Origin of the sequence: Lolliginicoccus lacisalsi (assembly GCF_014841105.1) — a bacterium.
Lineage (GTDB): Bacteria > Actinomycetota > Actinomycetes > Mycobacteriales > Mycobacteriaceae > Lolliginicoccus > Lolliginicoccus lacisalsi.
Genome location: NZ_JACYWE010000003.1, coordinates 14,355 through 38,347, shown reverse-complemented (window position 1 = coordinate 38,347; position 23,993 = coordinate 14,355). Strand labels below are relative to the sequence as shown.

The window sequence follows — 23,993 nt, the reverse complement described above, 5'->3', positions numbered from 1 at the left end:
TGCATGAGCGCGATTGATTTCACACCGGGCCCCCTGGATCGCGATGCCCCCTTCTACGTGGCCGGGCACCGTGGGATGGTCGGTTCCGCGGTATGGCGGGCGCTCGAGTCCGCGGGCTTCACGAACCTGATCGGCCGCACCTCCTCCGAGCTCGACCTGCGCGATCGCGGCGCGGTGCTCGACTTCTTCGCCGAGGCCCGGCCCCGCTACGTGGTGCTCGCCGCGGCGAAGGTCGGCGGCATCCTGGCCAATGACACGTATCCGGCGGACTTCCTGTCCGAGAACATGCAGATCCAGGTCAATGTGATGGACGCCGCGGTCCTGCAGCGGGTGGAGCGGCTCGAGTTCCTCGGCTCGTCGTGCATCTATCCCAAGCTCGCGCCGCAGCCGATCAAGGAGGAGTACCTGCTCACCGGGCATCTCGAGCCCACCAATGATGCGTACGCCATCGCGAAGATCGCCGGGATCATGCAAGTACAGGCAGTCCGCCGCCAGCATGGCCTGCCGTGGATCTCGGCGATGCCGACGAACCTGTATGGCCCTGGGGACAACTTCTCCCCCACGGGGTCCCATGTGCTGCCCGCGCTGATCCGCCGCTACGAGGAAGCGCGCGAGAGCGGCACGACGACCGTCCAGAACTGGGGCACGGGCACGCCGCGGCGCGAGTTCCTGCACGTCGATGATCTTGCTACCGCGGTGCTGCACCTGCTCGAGCACTACGACGGCCCCTCGCAGGTCAACGTCGGGACCGGCAAGGACGCCACGATCAAGGAGATCGCGCACCTCGTGGCCGAGACCGTGGGCTACTCGGGCGAGATCACGTGGGACACCTCGAAGCCGGATGGCACGCCGCGCAAGCTCCTCGACGTCGGCCTGCTCACCGGTTCCGGGTGGGAGCCCCGGATCCCGCTGCGCGAGGGCATCGCTGACGCGGTGGCCTGGTATCGGGAGCACCGGGCCGAGGCCCGGGCATGATCCGCGCTGCCTGCCGCCACGCAATCATCAATCACTAGTTGTCGCCGTCACGACGGCTCGAAGGGTTTGGGTCATGGAGCTTCAGGACTTCCTGCGGATTCTCAAGGCACGATGGCGCATCGTCGCCTCCTCCGCAGCGGCGACAACGCTCGCGGCGATCATCTTCTCCGTGCTGAGCCCCTCGATCTATGCATCGACGTCTCAGCTGTTCGTCTCCACCTCGGGCGTCTCGAGCGCCGCGGAGGTGTATCAAGGCGGTCGGTTCTCCCAGGAGCGGGTCAGCTCGTACCGTCAGCTGATCATGGGCGAGACACTGGCCCGCCGCACCATCGATGAGCTCGGGCTCGATGTCGACCCCACCTACTTCGCCAACCGCGTCTCGGCGACATCGGCCCCGGAGACGGTGCTGATCGATATCACGGTGCGCGACGAGGACCCGGAGCTTGCCCGCGACATCGCCGATACGCTCGCCTCCGAGTTCACCGCGATGGTGGCTGAGCTCGAGTCCCCCGAGGAGGGTGGTCCGCCGCCCGCTCGGGTGACCGTGGTGGAGGCAGCCACGGTCGCGGACGCGCCGATCGCTCCCAAGCGGCTGGCGAACATCGCTCTGGGCTTCGCGGTCGGCCTGCTGGTCGGCATCGGCCTCGCGGTGCTGCGGGATCGCCTCGACAACACCATCAAGGACCGGCAGACGCTCGAGGAGGTCGGTGAGATCGCGCTCGTGGGCACGCTGCCGTTCGAGAAGGACCGGGAGAAGTACCCAGCGATCAACTTCTCCGACACCCGCTCCACGGGAGCAGAGGCGTACCGCTCGCTGCGCACGAACCTCAAGTTCCTCAACATCGACGATGCGCCGCAGGTCATCACCATCACCAGTTGCTTGCCGGGCGAGGGCAAGACCACCACCGCGGCGAACATCGCCCTCGTGCTCGCCGAGGCGGGCCATTCGGTGTGCTTGCTCGAGGGGGACCTCCGGCGCCCCCGCATCACGAAGTATCTCGGCCTCGTGCAGGCGGTGGGGTTCACCACTGTCCTCGCCGGGCAGGCCTCGCTCGAGGAGGTGCTCCAGCCCACCTCCGTCAACGGGGTCTTCGTGATCGGTTCCGGCTCGATCCCCCCGAACCCGAGCGAGCTGCTGAGCTCCAGCCATGCCCGGCACATCATCGATGAGCTGCGCGCGCAGTTCGACTACGTGGTCATCGACGCGCCCCCGCTGCTGCCGGTCAGTGATGCCGCCGTGCTGGCGAAGATGAGCGATGGGGCGCTGATGGTGGTGCGCCACGGCAAGACGAAGCGGGAGGAGCTCCGGCGGGCGCTGATCGACCTCGACAAGGTCGGCGCGACGATCCTCGGGACCGTCCTGACGATGATCCCGCAGAACGCGACCTCGGGCTATGAGTACGCCTACTACTACGAGTCCGATTCGTCCCTCCCGCAGCAAAGCCGCGCCTACCGTGCGCGCGACACGGCAGAGTAGGGGGAACAACCGACAAACCGGTCGGGCGGATGTGTGACATTCCATAGCGCTGGACCGATACATGAAGAGGACCCCGCACCACCAACCCCGCACGGAGGCACGCAATGACAGCGCAGGAGAACCTGGGCATCGTGGTCAGCACCGACGGTGTTCACTCCGCGCTTGTCGGCGCCGACGACGAGACCGAGTACCGCCACCGCGCCCTCGGCCGGGACAACGCGCACGATCTCGGCGATATAGTCTCGTCGCTGATCGGGATCATGCGGATCCGCGCCGCGACGCGCAACGCCACCGTGGGCCGGGTCATCATCGCCTGCATGACCAGCGGGCAGGAGCAGACCATCAACACGGTGCTCTCCGCGCACGGCGTCACGGCGTTCCAGTTCATCCGCGTGGACGAGGCGATGTGGGCCTACGCGCGCATGCATACCGACGTGCGGGGCGCGCCCCGCGCGCTCATGATCATGGCCACCGACGATGGCTGCGCCACGGCACTGTATGACGGCTTCACGGGCAAGCGCGTGACCATGTCGCTCGATACGCAGCTCACGACCACCGCCATCGACGAGCACATGCGGGACCTGCTCCTGGAGAAGGCCCCCTACCTGCGCATCAGCACCGCTCGAGCAGCCCAGTTGCGCGCGGAGCTCGACGAGCGCGACGTCGCCGAGCACACCCAGGGCGACACGACCGTGCCGGTGACGAGGGCCGAGCGCGACCAGCTCATCGATGATCAGGTCACCATGGCGCTGACCCGCATCGACGCGCTGCTCGAGAAGTCCAGCAGCACGCCCGATGTGGTGTGCATGTTCGGCACTGGGGTCTTCTTCGACCCGATGGCCGAGCGGGCCAGGGAGCATTTCTCCGGAGAGGTGGTGGTGCCGCATGATCATCGCACTGCCGCCGCCCTCGGCGCGCTGCACTTCCTCGCCCCTTGGACCCCACCACGGCCGCCCGCTCCGCCGGAGCCGCCCGCGCCGCCCGCGTCGCCGCCCTCCGAGGCAGCACTGGCAGCGCCCCGCGCCCATGCCGCCGCGAGCACGGCCCCCGCATCGCCCGCGGAACGGAAGCCAACCCCCACGCCCCCGCCCCGCGCTCCGGCGCCCGCGCAGCGGGCCGTCCCGGACACCCGCCTCGTCCTGCCGGCCACGGCTCTCCCAACATCCACGCATCCGCTCGCCGCGGGCAAGGAGATCGTAGAGATCCGGACCGCCGCGAAATCCCGTCGCAAGCGGCGCCGGGCGCGGCATCGCGCCCCGAGCACGGTCTCCCCTGCCGCCATCGCGGGAACAGTAGTGCTCGGACTGTTCCTGGGTGCCGTGATCTTCCTGCTCTGGACCCTGCTGTTCGCCTAGGCGCAGCCCATCGCTGGCCCACCGCGACCCCTCACGCCTGCTCGAGCGTGCTGCGGGTGGTCCGCACCGCGGGGCCCGGCTCCCGGACCGCGTCCGCCAGCGAGCCATAGCCGCGAAAAGCCGTTTCGGTGATCGACATGGCACCCCTGGGCGTGAGCACGCCGATCTCCTGCCGCTCGCCGCGATCAATGGTGCACCGCTGCACCACGACGCCCCGGTTGCCGCCGCTCGATTGATCATGGATGCCGAAAGCGTTGTCCACGACCTCGCACTCCGAGACGACCGCGCCCGAGCAATCGTCGACGATGACGATGCCCGCCGCGCCGTTGCCCCGCACCACGCATCGCGTCACCACGGCTCCCTCGCACAACCCCAGCCCGTGGCGCCCGGCTGATTCGAGGACGCTGTCGCGCACCTGGGTGCCGCGGGCAACGCCCGCCTGCAGCTTGCACGCGGTGTCGCCGCTGCCGGTGCTGGAGCAGCGATCGATAATCGTATCGACGGACCGGATCTGGAAGCCTGGCGCCTCGCGCCCCCCGCCGATGGCCTCGCAGCGCTCGAACCGGATCCGGTGCCCATAGGGGTGGGTGTCCCAGATCGCGAGGCTGCGGGAATCCCCCGTGCCGCGGCCGGTGACCTGGACCTCGCGCGGGCCGCCCCACTGCTCCCGGCGGCCCCCCGGGGCCTCGCGCTCATCGGCGAGCGTGGTGAACAGGTGGCGGCACTCGCCGCCGCTGACGTCCACCTGCACGTGGGCGCTGGCTCCGCTGATGGCCACCCCATATCCCCGGTGATCGTCGCGGTTGGGCAGGGACCGGACCGTGGCCCTCACTCGGGCATGCAGGCTGTTGAGCACATGGATGCCGCCCGCGGCCTGCCCGACATCGACGTCGATCACCCCGTGCAGCGAGTCACGGAGCAGGACCGCGCGGCAGGAGAGCTCGGTGGGGCTCGTGGCGGTGACGGTCATTCCCTCGAGCACGGGCTGGTGCACCGGCGTCACCCGGAACGCGCGCGCGCTGTCATCGCGGAGGTGATCCCAGGCGAGCGGGGTGTCGAGGTCGAGCGTGGTCCCGGAACGGCCCACCACGCGGTGGTACTCGCCGGCGAGGCCCTCCTGGCTCGTGCCCACGGTCCGGGGGCCGGTGACGATGCCGCGGCTCTCGACGCCCACGATGTCGCCAGGCCGCACCTGCGCGGCGAGCCCGCCAGGAACCACGAGGGTGCTGCTGCCCGCGCGATGATCCACGCGCATGCGGTGCGCGCGCCCACGAGCGCCCGTGGCCGTGAGGAGCGCGCGCATATCGGCCGCGACGGTCAACGTGGTGCGATCACCAGCCAGCCGGATCCCGCGGGTCTCGATCGGGCTCCGGCACAAGTACTCGCCCGGGTCCCCCGGCGGCAGCTCGACGGTGCTGGCCCCGTCGTGATGGGCCGCGGCGATGACGAGCTGGATCAGGCTGGCGGCGTCGTCGGCCGCGAGCAGGGAGCGCCGCGGGATCCGGTATCGATCCGGTGATCGCGCCAGGGACCGCCAGGGCGAGAGCGCGGGCCCGTCCCCGGCAAGCAGGGCGGCTCCCCCGGCCGCCAGCGCGCCCAGCACCGCACGGCGGCCCACGACGTGGTTCGCGCGCGCTTCGTTGCCTGCCACCCCGCGAGCCTAGCGGCGGGCGCGCCGGGCCGGGGACCGCTTCGGGCTAGTACGCGCCGTCACCGTTGATGACCGTACGGACCGTGCGCCACATGATGACGATGTCCTGCATCATCGACCAGTTCTCCACGTAGGAGAGGTCAAGCCGTACCCGGTCGTCGTCGGATAGCCCGGAGCGGCCAGAGACCTGCCATAGGCCTGTCATTCCGGGGCGGACGAGTATGCGCCGCTCGACATAGCCCGGGATGTGCTCGCCCTCCCCCTTGACCAGCGGGCGGGGACCGACGAGGCTCATCTCGCCGCGGAGCACGTTGAACAACTGGGGCAGCTCGTCGATGCTGGTGCGACGGATGAACCGTCCGATCGGGGTGATGCGCGGGTCGTTCTCGGCCTTGAAGAAGGTGTCGTCCTCCTTGCCGCATGCGGCGCGGGCCTCGTCGAGCAGCGTGTCGGCGTGGGGCACCATCGAGCGGAACTTCCACATGCGCAGTTCCTCGCCGGACTTGCCCACACGCACCTGTCGATAGAAGACGGGGCCGCGATCATGCAGCTTGATGGCGAGGGCGACGACGATCATCACGGGCGCGAAGAGCATCAGCGCGGCGAGCGCGCCACAGCGGTCGAACAATGCCTTCTTGATGCGCGTCGCGCCCTCGTACTGGGGCTCCTCGACATGCAGGAGGGGCATGCCCGCGACGGGCCTTATCTTCAGCCGGGGGCCGGCGACGTCGATCACGCCGGGATGGACGACGAGGTCGACTCCATGCTCCTGGAGCTGCCAGGCCAGGTCACGGAGTCGCTGGGGGCCGATCTGCTCGGTGGCAGTGACCGCGACGGTATTGGCCCGGGTGGCGCGCACTGCCTCGATGACGGTGTCCTGGTCCCCCAGGATGGGGATGGATTCGCCATGAACGGTGATCCGCTGGTCGACGGGGCCCTCGTAGTCCGGGATGCAGACCCCGGCAACGCGGTAGCCGAGGGCGGGCTGGCGCCGGAACCCGGTCATCATCTCCAGCGCGGCCTGGCCCCCGCCCAGGACGATGACGGTCGTCGAGCAGTGCCCGTGGGCGCGGGCGCTGCTGAGCCAGCGACGCGCGAGCCAGCGGGAGGACAGGAGGCCCAGAAGCCCGAGAGGGAGGGCGATGGCGAGGTAGCCGCGAGCGATCTCGAGCCTCAGGAGCAGCGCGATGATGGCGACGAGGCCGAAGACCATGAGGGTCGATTGGATGATGCGCTGGTATTCCTCCCCACCAGTCCCGATGATCCGCACATCGCGGGCACCGAGCAGCGCGAGCGAGGCGCTCCAGGCGAGCACGAGGAAGACCGAGACCGCGGTATAGCCGAGGATGTTGGGGATCGGGTAGACCGGCCCGCCCTGCACGCCGAAGCGCACGATCTGGGCGATGGCCACCGCGGCGAGGATGACGAAGGTATCAGTGAAGCGAAGGAGCGCACGAAACCAGAAGGACCAATGCCGGGCTTGCGGGAGCGGCGGGGCGGCGGGGCTTGGGGTGGCGGGGCGCGGGGTTGCTGGCGCCGGGAGCCGGTTCTCCGTGGCGCGGGGATTCGCCCCCGCGGGGAAGGAACCCTTGATAACCGTCATGGATGTCCGTCCGTAGGAATTTCATGCTGGTCTCGTGCCGGCAGGATGCCTCGTGCTCCGCAGAGGGTGCACGGGCGCTGTCGGCCGATGCTGGCGCCGTGGAGTCCCCGACCGTTGCCCAAGGGCAAGCCTTGTGTTCCGCGCTGTCCGGATCACCCCTGGAAGGGGCGTCGGACTTGCCCGGTTCGCGTTGTTGAAAACGGTAGCAAAGGCTGTCAACAGTTCAACAAAGCGTCAGCGTGCAAGAAATTGCTGGCCAAATGCCGGTCCGTCTCGCCCGAATCGCCGCTTTGGCGCAAATGTGCTGCAAGAGAAGGCGAGCAGCCATCTGCGGAGGCCAGGGGCTTGCGGCTTGCTCCGAATAATGTGATTTGGCTCACATTTGTGATGTACGCGTGATCAACGCCAAGCAATGGGAAGCCCCCACATTCGGTCGGCCATTGATGCAGACACGATGAAAGTCTCGAGAGCGCGTCAAAGCCGTTGCCATGAAGCCACGAATCCCCAGCCTGTCCCTGATCCCGCCTACGGTCCAAGTCGAAACCCGACAAGTAACCGAAAGGCCGCAACGTGGTCCGCAGAACACCTAGCCGACGCGCCTTCCTTCGCCTCGGCGGCGTATCCCTCGCCGCGGCGGCGCTCGCCCCCCATGCGTTCGGCTCAACGGCGTTCACTGATCCTCGACCGGCGCGGCTGGCGTCGCGCCCCGGCTCGATCACCTTGCTCTCCAGCTTGGGCAATCGCTACATCGTCGACCGCGCCACCCTGCTCGCCGCCCCGGACGCCTCCTCCGTGATCCAGGACGCGATCGATGCCGCTGCTGCTGACGGCATTCCCACCGTCGAGCTCCCGCCCGGAGACCCGGACGACTACGCCTGCCACTCCGCGGTCCACCTCAAGGGCCGCTCGCTCATCGGGGTAGGCACCACCCTCACGGTCGGCTCGGCGATCCCCGCCCGAGCGCTGCTCAACGCCAGCGGAATCACTGGCGGCAGCAAGCCCTCGCTGAATGAGGACCACGGTAGTGGCAGCACCCGCATCCGGATTCCTGACGAGCTCAGGGGCTCCATGGCCGCCGGAACCGTCCTGGGCATCGAGGCGCGCGTCCAGACCACAGGGCCAGCGACCACGGGTACCGGCCAGCAAGGCTGGGCCTTCGAGATGCACCAGGTGGATCGGGTCCGCGGACCATTCGCGTATCTGGATGAGCCCTTGATCTGGGACTACCCCGTTGCTGCGGGCGCGCGCGCCTTCATCATCCAGCCGGTCAGCGACTTCGCCATCGAGGGAATCCGCATCACCGCCACCGACGCGCACTCCCAGCCGATCCGTGGCGTGCTCGTCCGCGAAGCCATCCGCCCGACCATCGATGTGGCGCTGCTCGACGCCGGGGGCGGCGTGCTCGTCCTCAACTCGATGCACTCGACGATCCGCGCCCAGGTCGACGCGCTGCCCCGCTACTACGACGAGTTCGGCTACGGGGTCGTCATCGCTGGCGCCAGTGCCTACGCCACCGCCGAGGTCAACGGTGGCAACTGCCGGCACCTCTTCAGCACCCTCGCCGACGAGCGGCCCAGCCCCACCGGAGGCGCCAACGAGCAGTGGGGCGACCCCCGTCACCTCGTGGTGCGCGGCTCGGGCTGGGCGGGCCCCGACAGCCTGGCGGTCTGGGACACCCACCCCTATGGGTACGACATCACCTTCGATCGATGCGACGCGCACGGGGGCGGCAGCGACGCGGCAGGATTCCAGATCCGCAACCGCAATGTCGCCCTCTCCCAGTGCAGCTCGACCTCCGCCGGCAACGTCGCCGCGCGACTCGCCCCGGGGCAGGCCTCCGGCGTCCGCATCACGGGCGGCTCGTTCACCGGCGCCGCCCGGGCCGGCATCGGGCTCGCCGCCGGATGCAGCGTTTCCGGCGCGACCATCCGCGGCAACGGCGAGGCAGGCATCATCGTCAACGACGAGTCGACGCAGGCGACGGTCGCCAACTCCCTCATCGAGAGCAATGCCGGCTTTGGCGTCCAGGACCAATCGAGCGGCGAGCACACCGGCGTCCTCCTCGAGGGCAACACGATCCCCTACAGCGACACCCAGCACCTCGGCGTGCTGCTGCCCCAGAGCGACATGATCATCCGGGAGAACCACTTCCGCGGCTTCGCGAGCGTCGATGCCGCCATCCACCAACCCGGACCAAACGTTCAAATCGTCAACAACACCGCTGGCGCGTAGTACGTTTACCCACAGCCAGAAGGTTCGCATTCCCACCTCGAGCCGGAGAACCACACCATGCTCACCCCCCTCCACGCCCTGCTCTCACTGCTCCTGCGGGTGCCCCGCGCTGCCCGCAAGCGGCTGAGCGACTTCCGGTGGTCGCGCACCCTCATGGAATTCGGCCCCGGAGCCCAGATCGGCCCGAGCTCGATCATCTACAACGCCGAACACGTATCGCTCGGCGCCAACGCCGTCATCGGCGACTTCGTGCACATCTGGGGCGGCGGCGGCGTCTCCATCGGCGAGGACACCATGATCGGCGCCACCACCGTCATCACCTCCCAGTCGCATGACGCGCGCGCCACGAGCAAAGGCCTCCTCTACCGGGAGACCCACAGCAAGGCGCCCGTGGTGATCGGCAAGAACGTCTTCCTCGGCTCCAACGTGACCGTGCTGCCCGGAATCCGGGTCGGCGACAACGCCATCATCGGCGCCGGCGCCGTCCTCACCAAGGACGTGCCCGACAACGCCATCGTGATGGGCGTCCCGGCCCGCGTCGTCGGCTCCATCCTCGACGATCCCGCCGAGCGGGCCTAGCTCCCGGTTCCAGCCCGCAGCCCTTAGCCACTGGAGGCATCACATGGCCCGCCCCCCGCGAGTCCAGCACGGCATCTACCTGCCCGTGGTACCCCGGTACCGGCAGGCCTGCGTGGACGTCATCGACGAGCAGCTTGGCGATACCGTCACCCACTGGGCCGGCGACGCCCACATCACGGAGACCGTTCGCACCGGCACCGTCTCCCCCAACCTCGTCGAAGTGCGCAACCACTTCCTGCTCGGCCGCAAGGTCCTCTGGCAGTGGGGCCACTTCGGGGAGGCCATCTCTGCCGAGGTACTGGTCGTGGACCTCAACCCGCGCGATCTCAGCGCCTGGTTCTTCCTCGTTGCCCGCCGTCTGTTGCGCCGCCGCACCGTGGCGTGGGGGCACCTTTTCCCCCGCGCCGGTCGCAGCTCCCCCACGGCCCGGGTACGACGAGTCATGCGCCGCCTCGCGCAGGGCACCATCATCTACGACTACGCCAGCGTGGACTTCGCGAAGTCCGAGCTTCCCGGCCAGCCCGTCTGGGTCGCGCCCAACGCCCTCTACCGGCAAGCCGACCTCGCCCCGATCGACACGAGCGCTCGACGCCACCGCATCCTCTACGTCGGCCGCCTCGTCACCGAGAAATCCATCGACCGGCTGCTCGCCGGGTTCGCGCGGTCCGGGCTCGCTGATCGAGGCGCCACCCTCACCATCGTCGGCGACGGCCCGGAGAAGCCCGCGCTCGCCAAGCTCGCCGCCGAACTCGGCATCACCGCCGCCACCGAGTTCCTCCCCGGCGTGTACGACGCGACCGCGCTGCGGACCCTCTACGCCGAAACGATCTGCAGCGTCTCCCCCGGCTACGCGGGCCTCTCCATCACCCAGAGCCTCGGGTTCGGCGTCCCGATCGTGGTCTCGGAGAACGAGCTGCACGCCCCCGAGATCGAGCTCGATCGCACCGGCGGCGTCCTCTACTACGACGCCACCACCGACGATGGACTCGCCACCGCGCTCGTTCGCGCCCACGACAATCCCGACCAGATCAACGGCGAGGACCTCCGCGCCTACGTCCACGACCGTTACTCCGCCGAAGCGATGGCCGCAGGCGTCATCGCCGCACTGCGAGGAGCAGACCCCCAATGAGCACACCCGGTTCCCGGCCCGCCGTCACACCCATGACGGTCGAGCGGTTCGAAGCCATCCTCAAGAGGCAATCCCGCCTCCCCGCCGCGCTCCAGCAACGAATGCGCGCGATGATCCGCCGCTCCGCCATCTCCGGCAAGGTCACCCACGGCCACCAGTTCTGGCCGAGCCGCGGCTGCACCATCTTCGCCACCCACAGCCTCGAGATCGGCCACTTCGTCAAGATCGGCCCCGATACGCGCATCGAGGTCAACGGCACCATCGGCTCCTTCAGCGGCATCTCGCACCACTCCGTCGTCGTCGGCCGCCGCGACCACTCCCTCGACGCAGTGGGCATGCCCGTGCCCGCCACTCCCTGGATCGGCGACCGCGACCTCACACCCGACGACATCCTCACCATCGGCATCGACGTCTACGTCGGCGCCGGATCGACCGTGCTCAGCGGTGTCACCATCGGTGATGGGGCAGTCGTCGCGGCCGGATCGGTCGTCATCAAGGACGTGCCGCCCTTCGCCGTCGTCGCCGGCAGTCCCGCCCGCGAGGTAGGCCGCCGGTTCCCCACCGAGCAGGACGAGCGCGACCACCTCGAGGCACTCCACATCCTGATCGACGAGATCGAGCAACTCCGCGCCGCCGGGAAGATCTGACCGAACCACCATGGCACCCCGACCGCGCCCCCTGCTCGTCGAGCGCACCCACCACGGCCACCGGCTGATGTACATCGCGCTGCTCGCCACGGCCGCCCACGAGCGAGGCGGCCGCGCGACCGTGCTGCTGCACCCGGAAGCACCCAACTCCACCGAGTACCGCATCCACCTCGCGCCGATCGAGGACCGGATCGACGTCCGCACCGCCCCCGCGATCACCGTCGCGGGCATTCTCGACGCTGCGCGGGAGCACCATTGCGACCGCATCGTGGTGCCTGACGCCGATACCCTGCTGCCCGGATTCCTCCGCCACGGCTGGCGCCCGCTCCCCGTGCCCGCTGCCCTGCTCGTCATGCGCCCCGAGAGCCAGGGCGGCGCCCGCTCCGCGGTCGCGTCCGCGGTGAAGCGCACCATCATGGCCGTGCTGAGGAAGCGGCCCAGCACCACCATCTACACCCTCGCGAGCGCCCTGCGGCCCGCCGGCCCGAACGAGGTCAGCGACCCCGCCATCATCGACGCCAGCGACACGTCCATCGCCGATCTCCGCGCGCTCGCCGGCCTCGACAACGACCGCTTCTGGTTCGCCGTGATCGGTGCCATAACCGGCCGCAAGAACGTCGACCTCGTGCTCGATGCCCTCGCCCATCTCGACCACCACCACACCGGCCTGCTCATCGCCGGACGGATCAGCAGCGACATCGCGGATTCGCTCGCCCGCGCCATCACCACGGCCCGCGGATCAGGCGCCCGCATAGCCGTGGTGGATGACTTTCTCGAGAACGAACAGGTCGACGCCGCCGTGGCCGCCGTCGATTGCGTCGTGCTCGCCCATTCCAACGAGGGATCGAGCGGCATCCTCTCCAAGGCCACCCGCGCGGGCACCCGTGTGCTCGGCGCCGGGGCGCGGTCCCTGCGCCAGGACGTCGCCATCATCGGTACCGGCGCGCGCTGGTGCCCGCTCGACGTGGATTCGCTGCGCGCGACGATGGCGGCGATGCTGGAGGAGCCCGCGCCTACCGTCCTCGCCAGCGACGGCGCCCGCGACTTCCTCGACAAGCTCCTCGGGTAGGTTCGCGGTCGGCTCGCGGTCGGCGGCTCGCGGTCGGCGGCTTTCCGGCAAAAGCACCGGAAACGGGCAAACGCGATGGAAAGCGCGGCGGCTTTTCCGTGGTTTCTATCGCGTTTGCGGCCAAAGGCGGCCGCGTTTGCGCCCAACGGCGGCCGCGGCCGCGAGCGCCCAACAGTGGTCGCTACGCGCCCGGGCCGCGGCGCGCCGGGAGCACGCGGGCCGGCACGCCCACCGCGACCGCGCCAGCAGGCACCGCCTGCAGTACCACCGCGTTCGCGCCCACTGCGGCACCATCGCCGACCTCGACCCCCCCGAGCACCTTGCAGCCCGCCCCGAGCAGCACTCCATCGCCGATGCGCGGCGCTCGCGGCGGCGCCCCGTCCGAGCCGATCGCCTCCCCCACCGTGACCTGCTGCAGGATCGTGGCGTTGGCGCCGATGACCGCGCGGCCGCTGATCACGATGCCGTTCGGATGCTGCATCATCACCCCTGGCCCGATCCGGCAACCAGGCACGAAGTCCGCCCCGGTTAGCAGCAGCGTCACCTGCCGCAGCAGCTTGCGCCATCCGCCGGATCGCGACAGCGCGGAGTTCTCCTGCGCGCGCAGCAGCAAGGATGCCCGCGCGCCTGGATTGGACATCAGGATCTTCATCGACCGCAGCGGCGAGAGCTGGTGCCCGTCCGCGTAGCGGGCCAGGTCGGCGGAGAGGTGGGCGGCGAACTCAGCCACGTTCGGTTCCTCCATGCTCGGTGGGCGCGGTGCGGGCGTCCGCGATGCTAAAGGCGGCGACTCCCAGGACACTGCCGATCAGCGGCACCGTCCACAGCCAGGCTGCCCCGGCGAGGCCGCCGACGAGCCAGAGGAAGCCGAGGTTCAGGATGGTCGTGACGATCACGATGGTGGCGCCGAGCCCCGCGCGATGGCGCGCGATCAGCCGGCCATAGTTGACCTGCGCGATGGCCGCGGCGCCCGACATCACCGTGAACGCCGCCACGAGCGAGACGACATGATCGAAACCCTCGCCCAGCGCCCGGCCAACGACCCAACCGAGCGGGAGCGCCAGCGCGGCGAGCAGCACCGCGTACAGGGCCGAGGCGATATAGGCCTGCTTCGTCACGGCCCGCACCCGGGCCTGGTCCGCGGTCGAGATGCGCGGCACGAGAATCGTCTGGATGCCGATGGGCACGATCGCGAGCGGGCTTGTCACCCGCACCGCCACCGCGTACACGCCGGCGACCGCTGGCCCGAGCACCACACCTGCTATCGCGGGCTGGAGCTGCGGCAGGCTCGAGGCGATCCCCGAGAACCAGAACCCCATTGCTTTCTCCCGCACCACGCGATACGTCGCGGGCCTGCTCGTGGAAGCGGCCGCGAGGACGAGGCCCACCAGTCCGCTCAGCGCGGTACCGGCTACGAAGGCAGTGATGATCGCCCCGGGCTCGATGGCCAGCGCCACCAGCAGCACCGCCAGCGGCAGGGCGCGCTGCGCGAGGATCACGATCACTGCCCGGCCGTCACGAGTGAGCCCGGCGAGCGCGGACTGGAGGAAATCGACATAGTTGTCGAGCACCGCGACCGCCGCGCCGAGCAAAACGATCATGCTGAAGGGCAGTCCGAGCAGCGCGATGCCCCCGGCGGCGAGGGCCGCGCCGATCGGGATCGTGGCGGTCCGGACGTGGAGGAAGGCACCCGCCACGCCGGTGGGATCCTCATGCCCGTTGACCGTGAGCACACGGTTGGCCAGGCCCAGGCCCGCGATGGCAGCGCCGACGTAGCCCGCGGCCATGCCCTGGGCGAACCAGCCGAAATCCGTGGCACCGACCTGCCGCGCGATGACGAAGAAGGCAAGCGCCTGGAGCAGCGCGCCGAGGAACCGCGAGAGCACGCGCGACGCGAGCGCCTTCGCCATGCGGTTGGCCATGTTCGGGTTCCTGTCGTCTCGCGACCTGGCGATGCCAGGCCCAGGGGCTTATCGGACGAACCAGACGATCCTAGGCACAAACCCAGTGGTTGGATCGCCACATTCGGAGACTAGGCCTGCCCCGGCTCGCCAACGCGGCCCCCGCGAACTGCCCCACCGCGTACGATCAGCGCCATGCGGGTGTTGTTCGTCTGTACCGGGAACATCTGCCGATCACCCCTCGCCGAGCGCTACGCAACCCACTGGGCCGAGCAGCACGGCGCTGATATCGAGGCGACCAGCGTCGGCACGCACGCCCTGGTTGGCTATTCCATGGATCCCGAGGCCGCGAGCGCGCTCGCCGCCCTGGGCGGCACCCCGGATGGCTTCACCGCCCGCGCGCTGACTCTCGCGGACGCGCGAAACGCGGACCTGATCCTCGTGATGGAGCGCGCGCATCGTGATCGAGTCCTTGCCACCGCCCCCGCCGCGACGCTCCGCACGTTCACCTTGTCCGAGGCAGCGCTCATCGCCACGGAGGTCCACGTCCGGACGATCCGCGAGCTAGCCGTCGCCCGCACCCGCGTGCCCCGCGCAGTGGACGCGCCCGACATCCTTGATCCATACCGGCAGGGCCCCGCGCTGCACCGCCGGATCGCGGAGGAGATCGCGGCGAAGGTGGATATCGTTCTCGGCATGCTCGCGCCGAGCACAACCGATTCCCCCAAAACACCCACATCCTGATGCAATACTGAGTGCCAATCGCCCAGCCGCACGGAGATAGGCACAACCTATGGCTTCCGCACGATCCCTCGCCCCCGACGCCCTGAGCGGGCGATGATCCGTTCGCGCAAGGGACTAGCGATCCTCGCCATTGCTCTCATCGTGTCGGCCATGGCCGGCGCGCTCATCGCGCGGTTCGCGCTGGATCGCGCGCTCGGCGGCTTCGAACGCATCGACGGTGTCTTCGCTGACCTCGACGAGGAATCCCGGCCGCCCGGACCCCCGGCCAACACGGACGACGATGCCCCCACGTTCTTCCTCATCATGGGGACCGATGCGCGCGCGGCAGGGCCGACCACCGGCGACTCCGCCACTGCGAGCGAGGGAAGCGCCCGCACGGACACGATCATGCTCGCGAGGGTCGATGGGAGCAGCGATCGCACGCACCTGGTCAGCATTCCCCGCGATAGCTGGGTCGATGTGCCCGGGCATGGCATGAACAAGATCAACGCGGCCTATGCATTCGGGGGCCCGTCCTTGCTCATCCAGACCGTCGAGCAGCTCACTGGTATTCGCCTCGATCACTTCGCCATCGTGGACTTCTTCGGCTTCGAGGCCGTCACCGACGCGCTGGGCGGGGTGACCGTCACCGTGCCCTTCGATACGACCTACCACGGTCGCGAGTTCCGCGCCGGGCCCCAGCGCATGGACGGCGAGGAAGCCCTCGCCTACGTGCGGCAGCGCGAGAACCTGCCGCGCGGTGATTTTGATCGGGTCCAGCTCCAGCAGTCCTACCTCGCCGGCATGCTCCGCAGCGTCAAGGAGGACGTGTCACTCATCGACTTCACCACGGCGCGGCGCTTCATCGATGCGGTGCAGGAATCGGTCACCCTTGATGACACGCTGACCACCCCGCGGATGCTCCAGCTTGCCTGGCAGCTGCGGGGCATCGATACCAGTTCCCTGGTCTTCCTCACCGCCCCGTACTCCGGCACGGGCTTCGAGGGCGACCAGAGCGTGGTCTACTTCGACCTGGACGCGGCCAATGGCCTGTGGACCGGACTGGTCGAGGGCACGGTCGATGCGCGCCTCGGCGACTACCAGCAGTTCCTCTACACCAGCAACTAGGACGTGCTATCCGAGCTGTTCGCGGCGCTCGATCAGGCGAACGCGTAGTCGTCGATCGGGAAGGTATGGGCGTCGCGTCGCGCCCCGATCACTGAGCTGGGGCGCAGCAATGTTGCCTCGCCGTGCGGGTCGAAGTAGTAGCTGCGGCTGCCCTCGCACGAGCCCAGCTGGAAGACCGATCGACCCAGCCGGCCGCTCATGGTGCCCAGGAATTCCGCGTTGGCCCGCTCGGTGACCTCGACGGTGCGCGCCGCGCGGCGCTCGATCTCCTGGAAGACGCGGCGAAGATGCACCATCTGCGCCTCGATGGTCCAGAAGTACGACAGTCCGGTGTAGCTGTAAGGGCTGTGCAGGCAGAAGAAGTTAGGGAACTTCGGCACGGCCATGCCCTCGTAGGCCTGGAACCTGGTCTCGCGCCAGAACTCGCCCAGGCTTTGGCCATCGCGGCCGATCACCTCGATCGCGGGAAAGTTCTTCTCCCACAGCGAGAATCCCGTAGCCAGCACGAGGGTGTCGATCTCGTGCACCGTCCCGTCGGCCATCTCGATGCCGTCCGGAAGCACCCGGCGGATCGAGGTGGACTCCAGCGTGACGTTGGATCGCGCGAAGGTCGGGAAGTACGCATTGGAGAAGGTGGGCCGCTTGCACCCGAACGAGTACCCCGGTGTGAGCGCGGCGCGGGTCCTGCGATCGCGCACCTGGGCGAACATGTGTGCCTTGGCCAGCAGCGCGGCGAGATCATTGAACCGGTGGCCGTACTTGTAGTTGAGCACGCCCACGGTGTTGAGCGCTTCCAGCGCGACCGAGTTGGCGAATCGAGCAGCGCGCTGGGTGATCGGGAGCGCGCCGAACATGGTGCGCACGGGCCCTGGCACCGCGAAATCAATCTTCGGCACCACCCAGATCGGCGTGCGCTGGAACACCGTGAGGTGCCCGGCTACCTTGGCTAGCTCCGGTACGAGCTGCACACCGGTGGCGCCGGTGCCAATCACGCCGATCCGCCGCCCCTCGAGATCCGCCTCATCGTCCCACTTGGCGCTGTGGATCACGGTGCCAGCGAAGTCCTCGATGCCCTCGATGTCAGGCAGCTTGGGCTGGCTGAGGAACCCGGTAGCGGTGATGAGGTACCTGGTTCGGAGGGTCTCTCCGCTCGCCAGGGCGACTTCCCACTCGGCCGCGTCCGCGTCCCAGGTCGCGCCGGTCACTTCGACACCGAATCGCATGAGGCGGCGCAGGTCGTACTTGTTGGCGACATGGCTCGCGTAGGCCTTGAGCTCCGAGCCGGGCGCGAACAGGCGCGACCAGTTCGGATTGGGCTCGAACGAGTACGAGTAGGTGACTGAGGCGATGTCGACAGCGAGGCCCGGGTAGCGGTTGACGTGCCATGTTCCGCCCAGGTCATCCTCGCGCTCGAGGATGACGATGTCGTCGATCCCCATCTTGCCCAGCTCGATCGCGGCACCCATGCCGCCGAATCCGGCTCCCACGATGATCACGTCATGCGCCATGGATACCGATGGTATTCGAGTACAGGTGGATTGCAACGTATAGCCGGGCTGGGGCGATGAGCTGGGACGACGCGACGGCAGCTTTCGGCGGAAACCCCTACACGAGCACGACGCGCTCGCCCCACGCGAGGATCGTTGCCATGCTGGCCCGGAGGTCCCGGGGCAGCGTCTCGCCGGTCGCGCTCGCCCAGGCCTGCTCGAGACGACGTGCCGCGTCGTCGGTGGACTGGCCGGAGCAGTAGGGGCGCAGACGGTCCAGCACTGGTTGCATGCGTTCCTTGAACTCGGTCGTGCCAGCGATGGTGATGTGGCGCTGGAAGCCGGGGCCACGGTCGGTGCGGCCGGTGACGGGGCTGCGGTACGGGCTACTGGGATGCTGCGAGCCGGGGCAGTGCGCGGCTGCGGGCCGGGTGATCGCGGTGGTCACGGGTTGGCATTCCTTTCGCATGGATATGCCCCATGCCGGCCCCGTCCTATTGCTGACGGGACCGTGCTCGCTTACCCTGATGTTCTCTGAATGGGTCCTGGCGCGCGCTGGGGCCGTGGGCCCGGCTGTTGCAGCAGCCGGGCCCTGTTCATGTGTGCGGGCGTTCTCTGTGCGGTGGCCCTGTGCCCGCTGCCTGGGTTGCAGCCCTGGCAGCGGGCTGGACCGGGATCCCGAGCGTTGACGTAGGGTCACGCGGATAGGTCTACAGGATCGGTCTGACAATTCCGTGGGCGCTACAACATGCAGCTCACGCAGCCCTCGACCTCGGTGCCCTCGAGCGCCATCTGGCGGAGCCGGATGTAGTAGAGCGTCTTGATGCCCTTGCGCCAGGCGTAGATCTGCGCCTTGTTGAGGTCACGAGTGGTGGCGGTGTCCTTGAAGAACAGCGTCAGCGACAGGCCCTGGTCCACGTGCTGGGTGGCCGCCGCGTAGGTGTCGATGATCTTCTCGTAGCCGATCTCGTACGCATCCTGGAAGTACTCCAGGTTGTCGTTCGTCATGTACGGCGCCGGGTAGTAGACGCGCCCGATCTTGCCTTCCTTGCGGATCTCGATCTTCGAGGCGATCGGGTGGATCGACGACGTGGAGTGATTGATGTAGCTGATCGAGCCCGTCGGCGGCACGGCCTGCAGGTTCTGGTTGTAGATGCCGTGCTCCTGCACTGCTGCCTTGAGCTCGGTCCAGTCCTCCTGTGTGGGGATGTGAATGCCGGCGTTCTCGAACAGTTGCTGCACCCGCGCGGTCCGTGGTGCCCACTCCTGCTCGGTGTACTTGTCGAAGAACTCGCCGGAGGCGTACTTGGACTCCGGGAAGCCCTTGAAGTAGCTGCCGCGCTCGATCGCGATGCGGTTGGAGGCACGCAGCGCGTGGAAGAGCACCGTATAGAAGTAGATGTTGGTGAAGTCGATGCCCTCGTCGGACCCGTACTGGATGTACTCGCGGGCGAGGTAGCCGTGCAGGTTCATCTGGCCGAGGCCGATGGCGTGCGACTCGTTGTTGCCATGCTCGATGGAGGGCACCGAGTTGATGTGCGTCTGGTCGGACACTGCGGTGAGCCCCCGGATCGCGGTCTCGACGGTCGCTCCGAGATCGGGCGAGTCCATCGTCTTCGCGATGTTGAGGCTGCCGAGGTTGCAGGAGATGTCCTTGCCGATCTCCGCGTAGGACAGGTCCTCGTTGAATCGGCTCGGCGTGCTGACCTGCAAGATCTCGCTGCACAAGTTGGAGTGCGTGATCTTGCCCTTGATCGGGTTGGCCCGGTTCACGGTGTCCTCGAACATGATGTACGGGTAGCCGGATTCGAACTGGAGCTCGGCGATGGTCTGGAAGAACTCGCGCGCCTTGATCTTGGTCTTGCGGATGCGCCGATCGTCGACCATCTCGTAGTACTTCTCGGTGACGTCGATGTCCGCGAAGGGCATTCCGTAGACGCGTTCGACGTCGTAGGGCGAGAAGAGGTACATGTCCTCGTTCTTCTTGGCGAGGTGGAAGGTGATGTCGGGGATCACCACGCCGAGAGAGAGCGTCTTGATGCGGATCTTCTCGTCGGCGTTCTCGCGCTTGGTGTCGAGGAACCGGTAGATGTCGGGGTGGTGGGCATGCAGGTACACCGCGCCCGCGCCCTGCCGCGCGCCGAGCTGGTTGGCGTAGGAGAACGAGTCCTCGAGCAGCTTCATCACCGGGATGACGCCGGAGGACTGGTTCTCGATCTTCTTGATCGGCGCGCCATACTCGCGGATGTTGCTGAGCAGCAGCGCCACTCCCCCGCCGCGCTTGGACAGCTGCAGCGCCGAGTTGATGGAGCGACCGATCGACTCCATGTTGTCCTCGATGCGCAAGAGGAAGCAATTGTGCACGACCGTGCCGTGGATCGAATAGGTGTGGGTTCCCTTGACGTGCAGGTTGTACACCGTCTCGGGAGCTTCCTGAGTGCGCACGATCTCGCGGATGCCGTAGACGTGCCGCCCGTGCACGACCTGGTATGTCGTGCGCTGCGTGCCCTTCCGGCCGACATAGTTGTGCAGGTTCTTGCCAACCTCGAAGATGAACTCCTCGTTGGTTCCAGGCAGTCCTGGGACGAAGAGCTGGCCAGTGATGTTCCCCGCTTGGTTGACGTACCGGCGGACCGTGGACATGATCCCCAGGCGACGGTGGATCAGTTGGATCTGGTCCACTAGCTCGGGGTTGACCAGGTCCAGCATCATCCCGCCAGTGGTGCAGCAACCGTCGCCCCGGAAGATCCCGGCGAGCAGACCGCGCTGGAAGTCCTCGTCAGCGGTGAGGACGTCGTGGGCCAGTCGCTTCGTGCTATATCCCGTACCGGCGAGGGAGAGCATCAGTGACGCGACGACCTTGCTGTTGCAGATCATGCGGACGGACTGGTCCGAGAGGCTCTTGTTGACCGATAAGTCGGCTGCGAACACGCGCTTGAAGGCGCCCGCGAGTTCTTCGTGGTACTCGGTCTCGTGGGCCCCGAGGGTGAAGTGAACACCGTTCGGGAGCACGCCCTCGCTGTTGGAGCGCTTGGAGACGTGTCCCTCTGCCACGTACCAGCCGAGGATGAGGCCCAGATCGTAGGACTCCTCCACGTATCGGTTGACCGAGATGAATCGCATGTGGTGGCGCTGCGTGTTCCGGTGCTTCGCGTCGGTGTTCACCTTTTGGATCAGGCCGTCGACTTCTTCGTACGTGCCTTCCCCGGTGTGCTCCATCAGGTCATGCACGCGGCGGGCACGCCCCTCGAGGGGTGCTGCGGTGACGATGAAGTCCGAGGGGTGCACGTCCTGAGCGGCGAGCCAGACGAATCCGTTGAACGGGTCCGCGCCATCGCCCTCGATCAAGGTCTCGACGTCCCGCGTGGTCCATACGAGGACCGGATGCTCGGGAGTGCAACGAATGGGCTCCTTGTGCCCGAAGTGCGAGAGCGACACCAGCTCCTGATCGTTCGGGTTCTCGATGAGCTCCTCTACCTCGGCAAAGGTCCCGTCATGGGAGAGCACACGGTCTCCGGGGCGCAACGTCTCGATCGCGCGCGGACCTTCGATGGTGTCCACCGGGGTTCCTGCGGGGAAGCACGAAACCGGCTCGCCGCGCTGCTTCTTTCCTGCGTTGAGGAAGGTGGGGGTGGCGGGCTGGAAGCGGCCGGAGATCATCTCGTCCACGAGGTGCTCGGCGAGGGTGGTATCGCCCGCGGCGAGCGACAGCGCGACCATGCAGACACGATCCTCGAAGCGCTCGAGGTAGCGCTTGCCGTCGAAGGTCTTGAGGGTGTAGCTGGTGTAGTACTTGAACGCGCCAACGAAGGTCGGGAACCGGAACTTCTTCTTGTACGCGCGCTGGAACAGTGACTTGACGAAGTCCCGCTCGTACTGGTCAAGGACCTCGGGCTCGTAGTAGTCCTTCTCCACGAGATAGTCGAGCTTCTCGTCGAGGTCGTGGAAGAACACGGTGTTCTGGTTGACATGCTGCAGGAAGTACTGCCGGGCCGCGGCGGTGTCAGCCTCGAACTGGATCTTGCCGTCCGGGCTGTACAGGTTCAGCATGGCGTTGAGCGCGTGGTAGTCGAGCTCGGGCTCGTCCTGGCGCACTGGGGCCGGGGTCATGGGTGTGGTGATTGTCGGTGCCAAAACTGTTCCAATCCCTCGCGGACGCGGTGCACGTCCTCCGCTGTGCCCATCAGCTCGAAGCGGTACAGGTAGGGCACCTGGCACTTCCTCGAGATGATGTCCCCGGCGACGCCGAAGGCATCGCCGAAGTTGGTGTTTCCCGCAGCGATGACGCCGCGGATGAGTTTCCGATTATGCGGGTTGTTGAGAAACCGGATAACCGGCTTAGGCACAGCCCCCAGGTGACGGCCTTGCGCGTCCTTTCCGCCCGCATAAGTGGGGAGGATCAGGACATAGGGTTCGTCCACCTCAAGAACTTCGCCTTCACTGTGAGTGGGGATCCGGAAAGCAGGAAGGTCGAGCTTCTTCACGAAACGGTGCGTATTCTCCGAAACACTGGAGAAGTAAACAATATTTGCCATTGCTGTCACCGCCGCGTAATTCTAGCCCGACCTCCTGCGCGCTTCCCGGCACTCGATCCCCGCCAGGGCGTCAGCGTGCCATACAGATCACGCGACGCCTGGCTAGCGTCATGCCGCGACGGCAGAGAGCTCTTTGATCCGATCGGGCCGGAAGCCCGCCCAGTGGTTATCGCCAGCGACCACCACAGGGGCCTGCAGGTAGCCGAGCGCCATGACGAAGTCACGCGCGCCGCCGTCCTCGGTGATGTCAATGACCTCATACTCGAGGCCCGCCTTGTCGAGGGCGCGGTAGGTCGCGTTGCACTGCACGCATGCGGGCTTGGTGTAGACAGTGATGCTCATCTGCTGCCGACCTCTTTCATCTCAGCACCCACGGTCACGGTGCTTGCTCCAGTGTCATCAGCCCGCCTTACAGCGGACAAAAGCCGGCCCGGGACCGGCTGAGCGGCACCTTCCGAGGCCTCCGATCGGCTTCCCCTCCGACCGCCACCCTTGGGGGTGCTGCTCTGTCGTAGACACTACACCTAGTGTCTGACACTGCAAGCGAATCGCATATCTTGTAATGACAAACCTGATATTCCCAGGTCGCAACCCCGCATCCAGGTCGAGGCTGGCGTGTCGCCACGCCGGGTGTCCCAGATGTTGCGACGAGGTGAATGACACGGGTGTGATTCGCTCCCGGCCGCCCGCTCCCGGGCCCCTCCCGAGCGCCACGCCGCGTGACCTGGCCACACTCCCGGCAGCATGCTTCCGGGCCGCCTCGTGGCGCGCGGGCATCCGCCGCCAGATGCCCTCAGCGCGCCCTCGCGAGCTACGAGCCAGAGAGCCATGGCGCAGCAGGAGGCCCGCTGCATCGCACGATCGAGCATGCGATGCAGCGGGCCTCATCCGCTTACTGGACCGGGCGCCTGTGCCGCGCTCGCGACGGACGGGATCCGCCCCGCCGCCCTCCAGGGCCGCGCCGGAAGGATCGCCTGGATCGCGAATACCAGGCGATGACTACCACATCAGGATTTCAGGTGCTCGCGAACTTCCTTGATTTCCGCCACTCCACGATCGCCGCCCTCGGGCTCATGCTTGCGGAATTGCTGGACGTGATCGAGATACCGGTCACAGAGCTCGACGGCCTTGTCCTTCTCCCCCTGGCGCTCGTAGATATCGGCAGCCAAATGGGTATAGATGCGGGGCATCGCCCAGCCAGCGATCTTTGTTGATTCCTCGGCCGCGGAGATAATCTCCAGCAGCAGCGGCAGTGCCTCGTCGTCCGACATTTTCTTGATCTCGGGGATCCAGTCGCAGTGATGGCGGCCGCGCACCACTTCCGCTGCTCGGGCACGCTCGAGCCGGGCATGTGTTTCGTCGCTGCTGTCGAACATCGTTCTCCTCTTGTCGATCTGCTGAGCAAGACATGGGCCGCTCGGGACCACCGGCCGAAGGCACGACCGCTGCCCCCAGCCCACTATCCCGCAACACTATGTCGTGGATCACATCGCTCGATGCAA

Annotated in this window: 19 protein-coding genes and 3 pseudogenes; 10 read left to right on the top strand and 12 right to left on the bottom strand. The window is 67.6% G+C overall.

The window, feature by feature from the left end:
* Positions 1–3 precede the first annotated feature (3 nt).
* The 3 genes from HT102_RS05890 (at position 4) to HT102_RS05880 (ending at position 3,807) form a co-directional block, all read left to right on the top strand.
* Entirely contained in the window at positions 4–975 is a 972-nt protein-coding gene (locus HT102_RS05890) for a GDP-L-fucose synthase family protein (protein ID WP_192038499.1), read from the top strand.
* 73 nt (positions 976–1,048) lie between these two features.
* Positions 1,049–2,452, top strand: a complete 1,404-nt coding sequence (locus HT102_RS05885) for a polysaccharide biosynthesis tyrosine autokinase (RefSeq protein ID WP_192038498.1) — start codon at positions 1,049–1,051, stop codon at positions 2,450–2,452.
* Between the two features lie 104 nt (positions 2,453–2,556).
* Positions 2,557–3,807, top strand: coding sequence for a hypothetical protein (locus tag HT102_RS05880; RefSeq protein ID WP_192038497.1), 1,251 nt, complete (start codon positions 2,557–2,559; stop codon positions 3,805–3,807).
* 31 nt (positions 3,808–3,838) lie between these two features.
* Here HT102_RS05880 and HT102_RS16265 read toward each other — a convergent pair whose 3' ends face one another.
* Positions 3,839–5,458 carry a right-handed parallel beta-helix repeat-containing protein gene (locus HT102_RS16265; protein ID WP_192038496.1) on the bottom strand — a complete coding sequence of 540 codons (1,620 nt, stop codon included), beginning with the start codon at positions 5,456–5,458 and terminating at the stop codon, positions 3,839–3,841.
* A 46-nt stretch (positions 5,459–5,504) separates the two neighbouring features.
* Positions 5,505–7,061 (bottom strand): sugar transferase, encoded by a 1,557-nt coding sequence (locus tag HT102_RS05870; protein ID WP_192038495.1) that lies wholly within the window; start codon positions 7,059–7,061, stop codon positions 5,505–5,507.
* 570 nt (positions 7,062–7,631) lie between these two features.
* On the opposite strand from HT102_RS05870, the gene HT102_RS05865 reads away from it, so the two are divergent.
* Genes HT102_RS05865 through HT102_RS05845 form a run of 5 tightly spaced genes read left to right on the top strand, consistent with a single transcriptional unit; the run spans position 7,632 to position 12,717 of the window.
* A complete protein-coding gene (locus HT102_RS05865; RefSeq protein WP_192038494.1) occupies positions 7,632–9,293 on the top strand; it encodes a right-handed parallel beta-helix repeat-containing protein in 1,662 nt (553 codons plus the stop codon).
* A 57-nt stretch (positions 9,294–9,350) separates the two neighbouring features.
* Entirely contained in the window at positions 9,351–9,872 is a 522-nt protein-coding gene (locus HT102_RS05860) for an acyltransferase (protein WP_192038493.1), read from the top strand.
* A 43-nt stretch (positions 9,873–9,915) separates the two neighbouring features.
* Positions 9,916–11,001, top strand: coding sequence for a glycosyltransferase family 4 protein (locus tag HT102_RS05855; RefSeq protein ID WP_192038492.1), 1,086 nt, complete (start codon positions 9,916–9,918; stop codon positions 10,999–11,001).
* Positions 10,998–11,648, top strand: a complete 651-nt coding sequence (locus HT102_RS16130; RefSeq protein ID WP_269902745.1) for a DapH/DapD/GlmU-related protein — start codon at positions 10,998–11,000, stop codon at positions 11,646–11,648. The genes HT102_RS05855 and HT102_RS16130 overlap by 4 nt, the downstream gene beginning before the upstream one ends.
* 10 nt (positions 11,649–11,658) lie before the next feature.
* Complete coding sequence (locus tag HT102_RS05845; RefSeq protein ID WP_192038491.1) at positions 11,659–12,717, top strand: glycosyltransferase family protein; 1,059 nt, start codon at positions 11,659–11,661, stop codon at positions 12,715–12,717.
* 181 nt (positions 12,718–12,898) lie between these two features.
* On the opposite strand, the gene HT102_RS05840 is transcribed toward HT102_RS05845, so the two are convergent.
* Positions 12,899–13,447, bottom strand: coding sequence for a serine O-acetyltransferase (locus HT102_RS05840; protein ID WP_192038490.1), 549 nt, complete (start codon positions 13,445–13,447; stop codon positions 12,899–12,901).
* Positions 13,440–14,639, bottom strand: a complete 1,200-nt coding sequence (locus tag HT102_RS05835) for a polysaccharide biosynthesis protein (RefSeq protein ID WP_192038489.1) — start codon at positions 14,637–14,639, stop codon at positions 13,440–13,442. Before HT102_RS05835 ends, HT102_RS05840 begins: the two co-directional genes overlap by 8 nt.
* A 174-nt stretch (positions 14,640–14,813) precedes the next feature.
* Between HT102_RS05835 and HT102_RS05830 the strand changes: the two genes are divergently transcribed.
* Complete coding sequence (locus HT102_RS05830) at positions 14,814–15,362, top strand: arsenate reductase/protein-tyrosine-phosphatase family protein (protein WP_192038488.1); 549 nt, start codon at positions 14,814–14,816, stop codon at positions 15,360–15,362.
* A gap of 93 nt (positions 15,363–15,455) precedes the next feature.
* Positions 15,456–16,469: an LCP family protein gene (locus tag HT102_RS05825; protein ID WP_192038487.1), complete on the top strand. Its 1,014-nt coding sequence runs from the start codon at positions 15,456–15,458 to the stop codon at positions 16,467–16,469.
* A 32-nt stretch (positions 16,470–16,501) separates the two neighbouring features.
* Here HT102_RS05825 and HT102_RS05820 read toward each other — a convergent pair whose 3' ends face one another.
* The 8 genes and pseudogenes from HT102_RS05820 to HT102_RS05795 form a co-directional block, all read right to left on the bottom strand.
* A complete protein-coding gene (locus HT102_RS05820; protein WP_192038486.1) occupies positions 16,502–17,977 on the bottom strand; it encodes a flavin-containing monooxygenase in 1,476 nt (491 codons plus the stop codon).
* A gap of 97 nt (positions 17,978–18,074) precedes the next feature.
* The gene (locus tag HT102_RS05815; RefSeq protein ID WP_192038485.1) at positions 18,075–18,404 is read right to left on the bottom strand and encodes a hypothetical protein; all 330 of its coding nucleotides are present in this window, start codon (positions 18,402–18,404) and stop codon (positions 18,075–18,077) included.
* A 293-nt stretch (positions 18,405–18,697) separates the two neighbouring features.
* Positions 18,698–20,314: pseudogene (nrdE, locus tag HT102_RS16400) on the bottom strand (class 1b ribonucleoside-diphosphate reductase subunit alpha); the annotation flags it as partial.
* Positions 20,315–20,578: 264 nt separating this feature from the next.
* A pseudogene (locus tag HT102_RS16395) lies at positions 20,579–21,526 on the bottom strand (LAGLIDADG family homing endonuclease); the annotation flags it as partial.
* Positions 21,527–21,532: 6 nt separating this feature from the next.
* Positions 21,533–22,066: pseudogene (locus tag HT102_RS16390) on the bottom strand (ribonucleotide reductase N-terminal alpha domain-containing protein); the annotation flags it as partial.
* Positions 22,063–22,491 carry a class Ib ribonucleoside-diphosphate reductase assembly flavoprotein NrdI gene (gene nrdI / locus HT102_RS05805; RefSeq protein ID WP_192038807.1) on the bottom strand — a complete coding sequence of 143 codons (429 nt, stop codon included), beginning with the start codon at positions 22,489–22,491 and terminating at the stop codon, positions 22,063–22,065. The pseudogene HT102_RS16390 and the gene nrdI, both read right to left, overlap by 4 nt.
* Positions 22,492–22,599: 108 nt before the next feature.
* Positions 22,600–22,833 carry a glutaredoxin-like protein NrdH gene (gene nrdH, locus HT102_RS05800; protein ID WP_192038483.1) on the bottom strand — a complete coding sequence of 78 codons (234 nt, stop codon included), beginning with the start codon at positions 22,831–22,833 and terminating at the stop codon, positions 22,600–22,602.
* A 665-nt stretch (positions 22,834–23,498) separates the two neighbouring features.
* Positions 23,499–23,867 carry a hypothetical protein gene (locus tag HT102_RS05795; RefSeq protein WP_192038482.1) on the bottom strand — a complete coding sequence of 123 codons (369 nt, stop codon included), beginning with the start codon at positions 23,865–23,867 and terminating at the stop codon, positions 23,499–23,501.
* Positions 23,868–23,993: the final 126 nt, after the last annotated feature.